Below are 13,624 nucleotides of genomic sequence, written 5' to 3' on the forward strand. Positions count from 1 at the left end.
AGTGCGCCACGCTACGGTGTCTCCCATGCCCATCGCCGGACGTCGTGTCGTTATTGCGCTGGCCTCGGCGGCTACCGCCGCCGCCGTCCTCACCGGCTGCGACTCGGCACCCGCGGTGCCCGCCAACCCGCGGCAGGTCACCGTCGTCGGCTCCGGCGATGTGAAGGGCGTGCCCGACACACTGACCGCCGACGTGAGCGTCGAGGCGGCCGCAGCCGACGTCACCACGGCGATGAACCAGGCCAACGACCGCCAGAACGCAGTCCTCAACGCGCTCAACGCCAGCGGCGTCGACACCAAGGACATCAGCACCACCGGCGTCAGCCTGCAGCCCCAGTACGGCGACAACTCGGTGATCACCGGCTACCGGGCGAGCAATTCGATCCAGATCAAGATCCGCAAACTCGACACGGCCTCGCAGGTGTTGGCCAATATCGTCAGCGCCGGCGGTGACGCCACCCGGATCAATTCGGTGAGCTACTCCATCGAGGACGACGCCAAGTTGGTCGGCGACGCCAGGGCCCGGGCGTTCAACGACGCCAAGCAGCGCGCGCAGCAGTATGCCGACCTGTCCGGGCTGTCGCTGGGCAAGATCATCTCGATCTCCGAGGCCCCCGGCGGCACACCCCCGACTCCGCCGGTGCCGATGCCCGCACCCCGCGGCGCGATGGCCAGTTCAGTGCCGCTGGCGCCCGGCCAGCAGACCGTGAGCTTCTCGGTGACCGCGGTCTGGGAGCTCAGCTAGCGATCGCCGAGATCGACGAAATGGCGCGCTCCACTAGGACTTTCGCAGCCAAACGTCGGTGTGGACGGAGCGGACCGACTAGCCCTGATACACCTTCGGTTCGAGCGTGCCGATGAACGGCAGATCGCGATAACGCTCCGCGTAGTCCAGGCCGTAGCCGACCACGAACTCGTTGGGGATGTCGAAGCCGACGTATTCGATGTCGACGTCGGCGCGTACCGCGTCCGGCTTGCGCAGCAGGGTGCACACCCGCAGCGATTTGGGATGGCGGGTCGCCAGGTTGCGCAGCAGCCAGGACAGCGTCAGCCCGGAGTCCACGATGTCCTCGACGATCAGCACATCGCGGTCGTGGATGTCGCGGTCGAGATCCTTGAGGATCCGGACCACCCCGGACGACGACGTCGACGATCCGTACGAGCTGACCGCCATGAACTCCAACTGCGTGGGCAGCGGGATCGCACGAGCGAGATCCGTGACGAACATCACCGCACCCTTGAGCACGGTGAGCAGCAGCAGATCCTGACCGTTCAGCGAATCCGCGTAGTCGCGGGCGACTGAGGCCGCCAGCTCAGCGGTCCGGGTGTGAATCTGCTCTTGGGACAACAGGACCGATTTGATGTCCCCGGGGTACAGCTCGTGCGCCGACACGTCCACACTGTGCCACGAGCAAGGCCCGACAACCAATCTCACACCGGTTGTGTGTACATCATCAGCCTGCCGTCGCGGCGGGCGGCGAACAATCTTTGCTGCCGAAGTCCGGAGCCGACCGCCACTCCGCCCTGCCCGTGCCAGGCGGTGACCAGCGCGTCCACCGCGCGGATCTGCTTGTCGGTGAGGTTGGTCGCGCCGCCGCCGAGCAGCCAGCCCCGGATCACCCGGCGCCGCACCGCGGTGGGCAGCGCGGTCAGCGCGGTGACCGCGACGCTGTCGCCGGTGTCGCCGAGGGCGTCGGCCGCCAAGGCGGCCCAGTCGTCCAAAGCGTCGGTGTCCTCCCGCAGCGCGGCCGCGGTGCGGGCCAGCGCCTCGGCAACACCACCGCCGAGCACGTCTTCGAGCAGCGGCAGCACCTCGGTGCGCAGCCGGACCCGGGTGAACCGGGCGTCGTGATTGTGCGGGTCGTCCCACGGGGTGAACCCGAGCTCGGAGCATGCGGCATGGGTGACAGCGCGGCGCACCCCCAGCAGCGGCCGGTGCCAGGGCGGGTCGCAGGCCCGCATGCCGGCGATCGACCGCGCCCCCGAGCCGCGGCCCAGTCCCAGCAACACGGTCTCGGCCTGGTCGTCGAGGGTGTGCGCCAGCAGTACCGGCGCACCGGCGCGTGCGGCGTCCAATGCGGCGTAGCGCGCGGTGCGTGCGGCGGCCTCCGGACCGCCGTCGGCGCCGACCTGTACCCGCAGCACCCGGGCGTCCACGCAGCCGAGGTCGTGGGCCTGCCTGCGGGCGGTCTCGGCGACCCGCTCGGAGCCGGGCTGCAGACCGTGATCGACGATCAGGGCGGTGGTCGGCAGGGCCGCGGCGGCCGCCGCTGTCAGCGCCAGGGAGTCCGGTCCACCGGACAGCGCGACGCACCAGGACGTCGCGCCCGGCAGGTGCTCGGTCGCGAAGCCTGCCACGCCGGCCCGCAGCGCGGCTAGAGCACCCGGTCGATCCACCGCTGCGGATCTTCGATCTCGTCGGGCAGCGGCAGGGTGTCCGCACTCGTCCACACCGTGTTGAACCGGTCCATCCCGACCCGGGCCACCACGTGGTCGACGAACGCCTTGCCGCGGGTGTACTGGCTGAGCTTGGCGTCCACCCCAAGAAGCGCCCGCAACAGCCGCTGCAGCGGCGGCTGCTTGCGTTGGCGGCGTTGATCGAACCGGTTGCGGATGGTCTGCACCGACGGCACGACGGCCGGGCCGACCGCATCCATGACATGGTCGGCGTGACCTTCGAGCAGCGTGCCCAGCACCAGCAGCTGATCGAGCGCCACCTGCTGCGGCTCGGACTGCACCGCGCGCATGAACCCCAGGATGCCCGCGTCGTTGGCACCCAACTCACCCCCGCGCCGCTTCTTGACGAAGTCCGCCAGCCGTCCCACCACCTGCGTCACATCGTCGGCCGTATCGGAGGTCAGCACCCCGAGCGCCTGCGACATATGTTGTGCCAGCCACGGATTGGCGGAGAACTGCACCCGGTGGGTGACCTCGTGCAGGCACACCCACAGCCGGAAGTCGGCCGGCGACACCCGCAGTTGGCGCTCGACGGCGATCACGTTCGGGTAGACCAGCAGAAGCAGGCCGTCCTCGGTGCCGGTGTCGGCGAACGGGTCGTACTGGCCGAGAATCCCCGAGGAGATGAACGCCAGCACCGCACCGGTCTGCGCGCCGGTCACCCGTCCGGTGACCGGGTTGCTCGGTGTTTCCGTGCCACCGGTCATCACCCGCATGGAGTCCGACGCCGCCCGGATCCACCCCGGGCGGTCGACGATGCGCGCTTCGGCGACGGGGGCGTCGCCGCCCATCCGGGTGACCTCGCGGACCGGGCCTTCGGCTTTGCGCGCCGCGACAGACAGTTCGTCGACGGCCTGGCTGCGGGTGTAGTCCGTGGCGGGCGGCCCGGGCCGGGCCAGCCAGGCGCCGACATTCCCGGCGAAGGCCCAGTCCACGGCGCGGCCCACCGTCACCTGCGAGCTCATGAGCCGCACCCGCAGGTCCGCAGGACGCTGGCCAGTGCGTCGAGCGCCACCCGGCCCATCGGCCCGGCGTCGTTGGAGATGAACGCGAACGTCAGCACCCGGCCGTCGGCGTCGGTGACCACCCCGGCCAGGGTGTTGACCGCCGTCAGCGACCCGGTCTTGGCCCGCAGCCAGCCCGCCGACGCCCCCTTGGAGTCACCGCCGAGGAAGCGGTCCGACAGCGTCCCGCTGCCGCCGGCGATCGGCAGCACATCCAGCAGCGGGCGCATGGCCGGCTGATCGGGCCCCGCGGCGGCCTGGATCACCTCGTCGAGCGTTTTTGCCGTGAGCCGGTCCAGCACCGATAACCCGCTGGAGTCGAACAGCGTGGCACCGGTCATGTCGACGCCGGCGGAGGAGAGCTTGGTGGTGATCGCGTCGACCGCGCCGGCGAAGCTCATCGGCCGTCCACCGGCCTTGGCGACTTCCCGGGCAATCGCCTCCGCCATCACGTTGTCGGAGGCGTTCATCATCTGCCGCAGCCGCTCCATCAGCGGTGCGCCCTGCACCGCTGCCAGCTGCCTGCCGGTCGGCGGCCTGGCCGCCATCGTGACCTTGGCCGGGTCGACGCCCAGCGCGCTGGCCAGAGCGCGGCCGGCGTCCAGGGCGGGGGTTCGGGACCGCGCCGAATCGACCGTGGTCGGCTGGATGCGACCGGCGTCGATCATCACCGACTGCATCGGGGCGATGTCGCCGCCGTCGATGTCGGCGGGATCCCAGCCGGGCGCGAAATCCGGTCCGCTGTAGAGGGAATCGTCCACCTGAACTGCCGTCGCGGTGACTCCGCTCTTGCGCACCTGATCGGCGAGATCGCTGATCCGGGCGGCGCCGCGATACCAGGTCTCCTGGCCGGCCGGGGCGGCCGACAGGATCGGATCGCCGCCGCCGACAAGCACCACCACGCCGGGCTGGGTGGTCTGATCGGCCGCGACGACGGTCGTGGTGACCCGCTCGTCGCGGTTCAGCGCCAGCAGCGCAGCGCCGGTGGTGAGCGTCTTGTTGGTCGAGGCGGGCAGCAGCGGCACGTCCGCACGATGCTCCCAGAGCTGGGTGCCGGTCCGCGCGTCGGTGACCCGGCCGCTGACGTTGCCGAGATTGGGATCGGCGACGGGCAGGGCCAGCGTGGCGTTCAGACCGGCAGCGGTGGGCACCGGCGCGGTATCGGACACCGGGACCACACCGGGACTGGCGGTCACCAGTGCGTGGCCCGGCGGGGCCTGCGCGCTGCTGGTGTCACCGTGCGTCAGGACGGCGGCCACCGCGACGACGGCCGCAACCAGCGCGATCACCGCCACGGCGAGCACCACGTGAGTGGAGCGCCGCCATTGAGTCGGCCTCATCGCTCTCCTGACTTTCGTTTCGTCTCATTGTGCCGAACCACCGTGCGGTGCAGGCCAGCGCGGGCGTTAGGGTAGGCCGCGTCGCCGGGTTCGGCGGGCAGAGCGAAGCGACCGGGGATAATCCCGGCGGGCAGGTGTCAGCGGAAATAAGGAGTCGCACGGTGGAGTTCGACGTCACCATCGAGATCCCCAAGGGCCAGCGCAACAAGTACGAGGTCGACCACGAAACCGGACGTGTGCGCCTCGACCGCTACCTCTACACGCCGATGGCGTACCCGGCCGATTACGGCTTCATCGAGGACACCCTCGGCGAGGACGGCGACCCGCTGGATGCGCTGGTGCTGCTGCCGCTGTCGGTGTTTCCGGGGGTGTTGATCGAGGTGCGCCCGGTCGGCATGTTCAAGATGGTCGACGAGGCCGGCGGCGACGACAAGGTGCTGTGTGTGCCTGCCGGGGACAACCGCTGGGATCACATCCAGGACATCGGCGACGTGCCCAAGGACGAACTCGATTCGATCCAGCACTTCTTCACCCACTACAAGGATCTCGAGCCGGGCAAGTTCGTCAAGGGCTCCGACTGGGTCGGACGCGCCGAGGCCGAGGCCGAGGTGGAGCGCTCCCGCGAACGGTTCGCCAAAGCAGATCACTGAGGGCTGACCGCCCTGGTGAGAAAGTTTGCCTGGCTGTAACAATCGGTAACGCGGTTGTCCTATGGCTTTTCGATCATGAACTGGTGTTGATGCACCAGGGCATCGGTCTCGAGGCCTTCAACGAGCTGCCGGACAGTAAGGCTGTCCACGCGCTCTACGAGTGCTGCAACAGCGTCACCCTCGCGCGGGACCTGACCAGGGGCCGCCCGTACGCCGACCGGGCCGAACTGTTCCGCCGGGCCGACGACTTGCTGTTCTCGCTGTCGGAGTCCTCGATCGACGACATCCTCCAGGCCTACCCGCATGTCGGGCGTCGCCCGGGCAGCACCAAGTCGCAGGCCGAGCAGTGCTCAGTGTGGGATTCCTCGCCCGAAGTGATGGCCGAACTCACCGCGGCGGTCACCGAGTACAACGAGCATTTCGGCTTCGGCTTCGTCATGCACATCGGCGGTTTGCCCCGCGAGGTGTGCGCCAAGTCGGTGATCGCGGCGGTCCGCGACCGGATGCACCACGACCCCGAAACCGAACGCAAGGTCGTGTGCAACGAGCTGGCCCGGATCAATCGCAGCCGGCTCGAACGGATGCTCGGCCCCGAGGGCGGCTACGACAACTGGGGCTAGGGTGCAACCGTGGCCCTGCCGATGGATCCCGAAGTACTGACCCTGCTGCAACCGTTGATGGAGGCTGCCGCCGCTCTCGAGCCGCCCGCGATCGGGGATGTGGCGACCCGCCGAGAGCGGGCGATCCCGTTGTTCCAGACGCTGGGCGCGTCCCGCGATCCGGTCGACGGCGTCGAGGTGTCGCGGCACACGCTGGCCACCGCCGACGGTGCGGAGCTTGATCTGGCGTGGTACTTCCCCACCTCGGGGCTGCCCGGCAGTGCCGTGCTCTACCTGCACGGCGGCGGCATGATCTACAGCCTGGCCGAGACCGCTCCGGCCTATGACACGGCGATGCGCGGCTACGTCGCGGCCACCGGTGCCCCGATGCTGCTGGTGGATTACCGTGTGGCGCCGGAGTTTCCGGATCCGACGCCGGTCGAGGACTGTTATGCCGCGCTGTGCTGGCTGGCCGAGAACGCCGCCGAGCTGGGCGTCGACCCGGCTCGTATCGCGGTGGCCGGTGACAGCGCGGGTGGCGGCCTGGCTGCCGGGGTGAGCCTGCTGGCCCGCGACCGCGGCGGCCCGGCGCTGGCCGCGCAGGTTCTGATCTATCCGATGCTCGACGACCGCACCACCACCCCGGATCCTGAGCTGGCACCGGAATTGCTGACGTGGAACTACAACGACAACATCACCGGTTGGGGCGCGCTCCTCGGCGAGCGCGCCGGCGGCGATGACGTGTCGATCTACGCCGCACCGGCCCGCGCGCAGGTCCTGACCGGACTGCCGCCGACCTACCTCGACGTCGGCGATCTGGACATCTTCCGCGACGAGAACATCGCTTATGCCGCACGGCTTTCCACCGCCGGTGTGCCCACCGAACTGCACGTGCATCCCGGCTGCCCGCATGCCTGGGAGGCGTTGGCCCCCGCCGCGGCGGTGTCCGAGCGCGCGGTCGCCGACCGGATCCGCCGGCTGCGCGCCGTCTAGCGTCCGACAGTGCTTGTGGCCGTGGCGAACTCGGCGATCAGATCGGCCAGCACATCAGGCGCGTCGAGCATCGAGAACGTCCGCGCACCCTCGATGACCTCCAACCGGGAGTTCGGCAGGGCCTCGGCAAGCCTGCGTCCGTCGGCTTGCGGGAAGAACGCGTCATCGGCCGACCAGGCGATCAATGCCGGCTCGGCGAACCGCGGCAGCTTGGCGGCGGCGTCGAGAGTGGTCTGCCTGCTGAGCGATCCGGTGAACCGGCGCAGGTTTTCGGCGATCGCGCGGTCGCGGACGGCCGAGCGGGTCCATTCGGCGGTCAGCGCGTCGAGGTCGGCGTGCGCCAGCGCCCCGTATGCGCGGCGCCGGACCGTACGAGACCGCATGCCCTGCACTGCGATACGCCACAGCAGCGGAACTTTCGCCGCGGAGATGAACGGCGCCAGGATCGGCGGCGGAAAGTGTTCGAACGCATCGCAACTGGTGAGCACGAGCGCGCCGAGCCGGTCGGGGAACTCGGTGGCGACCACCTGGGCGACGGCTCCCCCGGTGTCGTTTCCGACCAGGACGACGTCGTCGAGCCCGGCCTTGTCGAGGAACTCGGCGACCATCGCGGCGACGCCGCGCATCGTCATATCGGCCGATGGCCGCATCGCCGTCTGGTGTGCGCCCAGCGGCCAGGTGGGGATGACGCACCGCAGGCCGTGCCGCGCCAGCCTGGCGCTTAACGGGCGCCACAGCGACCCGCCCATCGCGTACCCGTGGATGAAGACGAGCGGTCTGCCCGTGGCCGGTCCGGCCGTTTCGTAATGGATGGTTCCGCTGCTGAGCTCTACGGTGTGCATGACGATCTCCCTCGATGACAACTAACAAACAGACAGTCTGCATGTAAGATACCGACAGGATGTACGGAAATACAAGACATGACCACCAGACGCACTCAGGCGCAGCGCTCCGCGGCCACCCGGGACGCGCTGCGCGCGGCCGCGCGCGAGCTCTGGGGTGAACGCGGTTATGCCGACGTCGGGACGCCGGAGATCGCCCAGCGCGCCGGCGTCACCCGGGGGGCGATGTATCACCAGTACGCCGACAAATCGGCGTTGTTCCTCGACGTCGTAGAGGCGGTCGAGGCCGACGTGATGAATCGGTTGGCCGCGGTCGTGTTCGCCAAGCAGCCACCGACTCCCGCCGCCACGCTGCACGCCGCGGTGGACGCCTGGCTCGACATCAGCTCGGAGCGCGAGATTCGTCAGCTGATCCTGCTGGACGCTCCGAATGTTCTGGGCTGGAACGGCTTCCGTGATATCGCCGAACGATACAGCCTGGGCATGACCGAGCAGTTGCTGCAAGCCGCGATGGACTCCGGTGAACTGGCTTCCGCGCCGGTGCGTCCGCTGGCGCACATCCTGATCGGGGCGCTGGACGCCGCGGCACTGACGATCGCTCATGCCGAGGACCCCCCACGCGCAGGCACCGAGGTGCGCAACGCCCTGCACCGCATCGTCGACGGCATGTTGGCCGGCCGGCCCTGACGTCCTGCCCGGCCGAAATCGGCACGGTCCCTTAGGCTCGTGAAGTGATCGGCGGCCCGCAGAAGTCCTCGCAGACGCATCTCCACTTCACCTCGTTGCCTGATCTGGCGGCACGGCCCGCCGGCGGTGCGGTGGTGTGGGCCAACGACGATCTCTTCGCCGAGCGGGAGAACCTGATCACCGCGAAGCCGGCCGAGTTCCGTCCCGCCACGTTCGGGCACAAAGGGCAGATCTACGACGGCTGGGAAACACGCCGCCGCCGTGATGCGGGGCCCGACGACCACGACAGCGCGATCGTCCGACTCGGGGCGCCTGCCATCATCGCCGGCGTCGTGGTGGACACCGCATGGTTCACCGGCAATTACCCACCACAGATCTCGGTCGAGGCCGCCTTCGTGCAGGGATATCCGAGCGCCGAAGACCTCGCGCACCGGACGCAGTGGACCACGATCGTCGAACGCGCCAACGTCAACGGCGATACCCGCAACCCCTTCGAGGCCAGGTCGTCTCGCCGGTGGACACATGTACGACTGTCCATCTACCCCGACGGCGGAGTGGCCCGGCTGCGGGTCCACGGCCAGGGTCTGCTCGACCCGCGGCTCGTCGACGGTATCCCCCTCGACCTCGCCGCCCTGGACAACGGCGCCCGAGTCACGGCCTGCTCCAACATGTTCTATTCGTCCCCGAACAACCTGCTGCTGCCCGGCACCGCGCACACCATGGGCGAAGGGTGGGAGACCTCACGTCGGCGCGACAACGGAAACGACTGGGTGCAGGTGCAGTTGGCGGGTCAGGGCGTGCTCACCGTGGCCGAACTGGACACGTCCTACTTCCTCGGCAACGCCCCCGGCAGCGCCCGCCTGGTGGGCCGCGACGACGGTGGCGACTGGTTCGAGCTGCTGCCCCGTACCGATCTGCAGCCCGACACCCGGCATCGTTTCCTGCTGTCCAGCCAACGCCCTGTCACGGACGCCCGCCTCGAGGTGTTTCCCGACGGCGGTATGGCACGGCTGCGATTGTTCGGCCGGCTCACCGAGACGGGACTGCTTCGGGTCGCCGACAAGTGGGCCGCGGCGGCCTGAGATGAACTATCCGAGGGATATGGTCGGCTACGGCCGCACACCCCCGCACCCACACTGGCCGGGCGACGCCGCCATCGCGGTGCAATTCGTGCTCAATTACGAAGAGGGCGCGGAAAGCAGTGTGCTCGACGGAGATCCCGCCTCGGAGACCTTCCTGTCCGAGATGACTCCGGCCGAGGCCTTCCCCAACCGTCACATGAGTATGGAGTCGCTGTATGAGTACGGCTCACGCGCAGGGCTGTGGCGGCTGCTTCGACTCTTCGAGCGCCGCGGCATCCCGCTGACCGTCTTCGCGGTCGCGATGGCCATGCAGCGAAACACCGAGGCGGTGGCGGCTTTCGGTGAGCTCGGCCACGAGATCGCCTGCCATGGCCTGCGATGGAAGTCCTACCAGTCGATCGATCGGGACACCGAGCGGGCGCACATGGTGCAGGCCGTCGAGATCCTGCGGAACCTCACCGGCTCAGCACCGCTGGGCTGGTACACCGGCCGCGATTCGCCGCACACACGCGAACTCGTCGTCGACCACGGCGGCTTCGTCTACGACTCCGACTCCTACGCCGACGACCTGCCGTACTGGGTGGAGGTTCACGGCCGTCACCATCTGGTCGTCCCCTACACGCTGGACACCAACGACATGCGGTTCGCCTCTGCCGCAGGCTTTTCCAACGGTGAAGAATTCTTCGCGCATCTGCGCGACGCGTTCGATGTGCTCTACGCCGAGGGTCTGGCGGGCGCCCCGAAGATGCTGTCCATCGGACTGCATTGCCGCCTCGCCGGTCGGCCGGCACGTACCGCGGCGCTCGAACGGTTCTGCGACCACATCCAATCCCACGAGCGGGTCTGGATCGCACGCCGTATCGAGATCGCCGAACACTGGCGCAGGGCTCACCCCGCCGGCGATTCAGCGGTCCGATAACGCTTGTCCGGCGGTGCCGCGTACTCGCCTCGCTTCGACGTGCGCAAACCCATCGTCACCAACGACTGCACCGTCAGCGTCGCGGCGGTGACCCCGTCGATGACGGGCACACCCAATTCGGCGGAGATCTCGGCACACATCTCGGCCATACCGGCGCACCCCAGCACCACGACATCGGACCCGTCGGCCTCCAGAGCGTCACGGCAGGCCTCGGTGACCACCTTGCGCGCGTTCGGGTCGGCGTCCAGATCGAGTACCGGAATCTCGCAGGCATGGATACCGCGGCAGAACCGTTGCATGCCATAGCGTTCGGCGAGGCGCGCCGACTGGCCGATGGTTCGCGCCAGCGTGGTGACGATGCTGAACCCACTGCCGAGGTGGCTGGCCGTCTGCATCGCGGCCTCCGCGATACCGATGACCGGTCCGGCCGCCACCTCGCGTGCGGCGTCGAGGCCAGGATCGCCGAAACAGGCGATGACGTAGCCGTCGACACCCTCCCGTTCACCTCGCCGCACGGCTCGCAGCACGCCCGGAACCGACAGCGCCTCGTCGTAGTGGCTCTCGATCGACTCCGGTCCGATCTCGGAGGTTATTCCGGTGATGGCCACGCCGGATCCGGCCACCGACTCGGCGCAGTGGGCGATTGTGTCGGTCATGGCCGCGGTGGTGTTGGGATTGATCACCCAGATCCGGGTCACGGAAGCGGGGCGACCGCGAGTTTGGTGCGCGTCGCAAGCACGTAGTAGATGGCCAGCCCCAACCCGCATCCGATGAACCAGCTGTACTGCGCGGCGGTATGCATACCCGGCACTCCGACAGCCAGCACCGGGACCACCGCGACCAGAGCCGAGACCGCCGTGGCTATCACCGCCGCTGGGTTGTAACCCTTCTTGTACCAATATGTTCCGTCCTCGGCGAGGGTGAACAGAGCATCGACGTTCACCCTCTGCTTGTGGATCAGGTAATAGTGGCCGATCAACACGCCGAACAGCGGGCCGATGAACGCTCCGAGCGTCTCCAGGGTGTAGTGGATGACTTCGGGATTGTTGTAGAGGTTCCATGGCGTGATGAGCACCGAGCCGACGGCGGCGATCATTCCGCCCGCACGCCAGCTGATCCGCTGCGGGCTGACGTTGGAGAAGTCGAAAGCCGGCGAGATGAAGTTCGCGACGATGTTGATACCGATGGTGGCGATGGTGAAAGTCAACGCTCCCAGCACGATTGCGAAGGTGGAGTCGATCTTGGCCACGGTCGCGACCGGGTCGGTGATCAGCTCTCCGAAGACCGGCACCGTGAGCGAGGCGGTGACGACCACCAGGATGGAGAACACCAGAAAGTTCACCGGCAGTCCGAGGAAGTTGCCCCGCTTGACGGCCGCGAACGACCTGCCGTAGCGCGCGAAGTCTCCGAAGTTCAGCATCGGGCCCGAGAAGTAGGACACCACCAGGGCGATGGCGCCGAGCATGACCGGCACGGCGTCCAGGCCCGTGTACTTGACGTCACCGAGGTTGAGATCGATTGCGCCCCAGCCGGCTTTGTAGATCAGATAGCCGCACAGCATGAACATCACCACGTACACGGCCGGACCACAGAAGTCGATGAACTTGCGGATGGATTCCATCCCACGCCAGAAGACGCAGGCCTGCAGGACCCAGAGCAGCAGGAAGCTGCCCCAGCCGAGGAACGGTAACCCCAGAAATCCGTGCTGGTTGACGTCGGCGTACGGCGCAAGTCCGGGAAAGAGTTTGAGCAGAACGACATCCAGCGCGGCGGAGGCAAGATAGGTCTGAATGCCGTACCAGGCCACCGCGATCAGACCGCGAATGATGGCGGGGATGTTCGCACCGAGCACGCCGAAGACGCTGCGGCAGATCACCGGATACGGCACGCCGGTGGCCTGGCTGGGCTTGGCCACCAGGTTGCAGAAGATGTTGACGATCACGATGCCGACGAGCAGTGCGATCAGGACCTGCCAGCTGGCGAGGCCGAGGGCGAACAGGCTGCCTGCCGTGACGTATCCCCCGACGCTGTGCACGTCGGACATCCAGAAAGCGAAGATGTTGTAGGAACTCCAGTGCTGCTTGCGCAGCGGGGCCAAGTCCTCGTTGGTCAGGCGCGGGTCGTAGCCCGGCTTGATCAGTCCCCCGCCAACCGGGTGACCGGCGGCTTCAACGATGTCGCCGGCGCCGACAACGGCGCCGGGCGGCAGGTCTTTCACGCTCTGCGGTGTGTCGATGTCGGTCATGGCCGGACGCTATCGACGGCGCGTTTCCCCGGTATTTCCGGTGAACTACCCGGCTATTGCGCCGAAGATATATCCGCCGGCAGGAACAGCCCGGTGTCTGTCGGCAATGCGGCGATGACGGAGTTGAGCCGTTGGGCGTGCAACTCGGCGACAGTGAGCAGCTGTTCCACGTCACCGGCCAGGAATGCGAGCACCATCTCGCGGTGGTCGCCGTGCAGTGCGGCCCGGGCGGACGGCGCGACATGCACCATGGACTGCACGGGTTCGGTCATGTTCCATGCCGATTCGAGCATGTGCAGCAGACGGAACATGCGCGACGGCCGGCTCAACGAGAGATGGAACTGCCTGCTCTGCCGGTGATAGGTGAGCGGATCGTCGTCGTCGATGGCCTGCTGCAGGGCGTCGTTCGCCGCGATGATCGCCGCCCGGTCGGCGTCGGTGGCGTTGGCGACTGCCGACGCCAGCGCCGCTGCCTCCAAAGTCTCACGCACGATGTACATTTCGCGCAGTTCCTGAACCGTGAGCTGCGCGACGGTGTACCCGGAGTTGGATCGGTGCGCGACCAGCCCCTCTCCGATCAGTGTCTTGAGCGACTCCCGGACCGGGATCTGGCTCACCCCGAACAGATCCGCCACCTCGGCCAACGGGATCGGTGTCCCGGGCGCGACGGCGCCGTCGAGGATCACCCGCCTCAACTCGTCGAGGATGGCCTGTTGCGGGCTGCCGGGGTGGTCGACCACCAGCCGATCGAGCAGCGCCGACCGTCGTCGCAGCATCGGGTCACGGTAGGCCCACTATGTTTCGGC

The 13,624-nt window shown here is 68.2% G+C and carries 15 protein-coding genes; 7 read left to right on the top strand and 8 right to left on the bottom strand.

Going from position 1 to position 13,624, the window contains the following annotated elements; genetic code table 11:
- Positions 1-25 precede the first annotated feature (25 nt).
- Positions 26-745: an SIMPL domain-containing protein gene (locus tag AB4879_RS12630; RefSeq protein WP_370507828.1), complete on the top strand. Its 720-nt coding sequence runs from the start codon at positions 26-28 to the stop codon at positions 743-745.
- Between the two features lie 78 nt (positions 746-823).
- On the opposite strand, the gene hpt is transcribed toward AB4879_RS12630, so the two are convergent.
- Genes hpt through dacB form a run of 4 tightly spaced genes read right to left on the bottom strand, consistent with a single transcriptional unit; the run spans position 824 to position 4,801 of the window.
- Positions 824-1,435, bottom strand: coding sequence for a hypoxanthine phosphoribosyltransferase (gene hpt / locus AB4879_RS12635; protein ID WP_199189881.1), 612 nt, complete (start codon positions 1,433-1,435; stop codon positions 824-826).
- Positions 1,432-2,397 (bottom strand): tRNA lysidine(34) synthetase TilS, encoded by a 966-nt coding sequence (gene tilS / locus AB4879_RS12640; RefSeq protein ID WP_370507829.1) that lies wholly within the window; start codon positions 2,395-2,397, stop codon positions 1,432-1,434. Before tilS ends, hpt begins: the two co-directional genes overlap by 4 nt.
- On the bottom strand, positions 2,376-3,422 hold the full coding sequence (locus tag AB4879_RS12645; RefSeq protein WP_370507830.1) for a zinc-dependent metalloprotease: 1,047 nt from the start codon (positions 3,420-3,422) through the stop codon (positions 2,376-2,378). The genes tilS and AB4879_RS12645 overlap by 22 nt, the downstream gene beginning before the upstream one ends.
- Positions 3,419-4,801 (bottom strand): D-alanyl-D-alanine carboxypeptidase/D-alanyl-D-alanine-endopeptidase, encoded by a 1,383-nt coding sequence (gene dacB, locus AB4879_RS12650; protein ID WP_370507831.1) that lies wholly within the window; start codon positions 4,799-4,801, stop codon positions 3,419-3,421. The genes AB4879_RS12645 and dacB overlap by 4 nt, the downstream gene beginning before the upstream one ends.
- Positions 4,802-4,962: 161 nt before the next feature.
- Between dacB and AB4879_RS12655 the strand changes: the two genes are divergently transcribed.
- From AB4879_RS12655 to AB4879_RS12665, 3 genes are all read left to right on the top strand, one after another.
- Positions 4,963-5,451, top strand: a complete 489-nt coding sequence (locus AB4879_RS12655) for an inorganic diphosphatase (RefSeq protein ID WP_102807356.1) — start codon at positions 4,963-4,965, stop codon at positions 5,449-5,451.
- Positions 5,452-5,534: 83 nt separating this feature from the next.
- A complete protein-coding gene (locus tag AB4879_RS12660; protein ID WP_102807357.1) occupies positions 5,535-6,071 on the top strand; it encodes a 2-oxo-4-hydroxy-4-carboxy-5-ureidoimidazoline decarboxylase in 537 nt (178 codons plus the stop codon).
- A 9-nt stretch (positions 6,072-6,080) separates the two neighbouring features.
- A complete protein-coding gene (locus AB4879_RS12665; protein ID WP_370507832.1) occupies positions 6,081-7,043 on the top strand; it encodes an alpha/beta hydrolase in 963 nt (320 codons plus the stop codon).
- Here AB4879_RS12665 and AB4879_RS12670 read toward each other — a convergent pair.
- Positions 7,040-7,885: an alpha/beta fold hydrolase gene (locus tag AB4879_RS12670; RefSeq protein ID WP_370507833.1), complete on the bottom strand. Its 846-nt coding sequence runs from the start codon at positions 7,883-7,885 to the stop codon at positions 7,040-7,042. The genes AB4879_RS12665 and AB4879_RS12670 overlap by 4 nt on opposite strands.
- Positions 7,886-7,963: 78 nt before the next feature.
- On the opposite strand from AB4879_RS12670, the gene AB4879_RS12675 reads away from it, so the two are divergent.
- Genes AB4879_RS12675 through puuE form a run of 3 tightly spaced genes read left to right on the top strand, consistent with a single transcriptional unit; the run spans position 7,964 to position 10,573 of the window.
- Positions 7,964-8,572, top strand: coding sequence for a TetR/AcrR family transcriptional regulator (locus AB4879_RS12675; RefSeq protein ID WP_370507834.1), 609 nt, complete (start codon positions 7,964-7,966; stop codon positions 8,570-8,572).
- A 44-nt stretch (positions 8,573-8,616) separates the two neighbouring features.
- Entirely contained in the window at positions 8,617-9,654 is a 1,038-nt protein-coding gene (gene alc / locus AB4879_RS12680) for an allantoicase (RefSeq protein WP_102807361.1), read from the top strand.
- A gap of 1 nt (position 9,655) precedes the next feature.
- Positions 9,656-10,573, top strand: a complete 918-nt coding sequence (puuE, locus tag AB4879_RS12685) for an allantoinase PuuE (RefSeq protein ID WP_370507835.1) — start codon at positions 9,656-9,658, stop codon at positions 10,571-10,573.
- Here the strand turns inward: puuE and AB4879_RS12690 are convergent.
- Genes AB4879_RS12690 through AB4879_RS12700 form a run of 3 tightly spaced genes read right to left on the bottom strand, consistent with a single transcriptional unit; the run spans position 10,543 to position 13,594 of the window.
- On the bottom strand, positions 10,543-11,271 hold the full coding sequence (locus tag AB4879_RS12690) for an aspartate/glutamate racemase family protein (protein ID WP_370507836.1): 729 nt from the start codon (positions 11,269-11,271) through the stop codon (positions 10,543-10,545). The two genes, puuE and AB4879_RS12690, sit on opposite strands and share 31 nt — an antisense overlap.
- The gene (locus AB4879_RS12695) at positions 11,268-12,818 is read right to left on the bottom strand and encodes an NCS1 family nucleobase:cation symporter-1 (RefSeq protein WP_102807364.1); all 1,551 of its coding nucleotides are present in this window, start codon (positions 12,816-12,818) and stop codon (positions 11,268-11,270) included. Before AB4879_RS12695 ends, AB4879_RS12690 begins: the two co-directional genes overlap by 4 nt.
- Positions 12,819-12,871: 53 nt before the next feature.
- Complete coding sequence (locus AB4879_RS12700; RefSeq protein WP_370507837.1) at positions 12,872-13,594, bottom strand: GntR family transcriptional regulator; 723 nt, start codon at positions 13,592-13,594, stop codon at positions 12,872-12,874.
- Positions 13,595-13,624 lie beyond the last annotated feature (30 nt).

The organism is Mycobacterium sp. SA01, from assembly GCF_041287105.1.
GTDB lineage: Bacteria > Actinomycetota > Actinomycetes > Mycobacteriales > Mycobacteriaceae > Mycobacterium.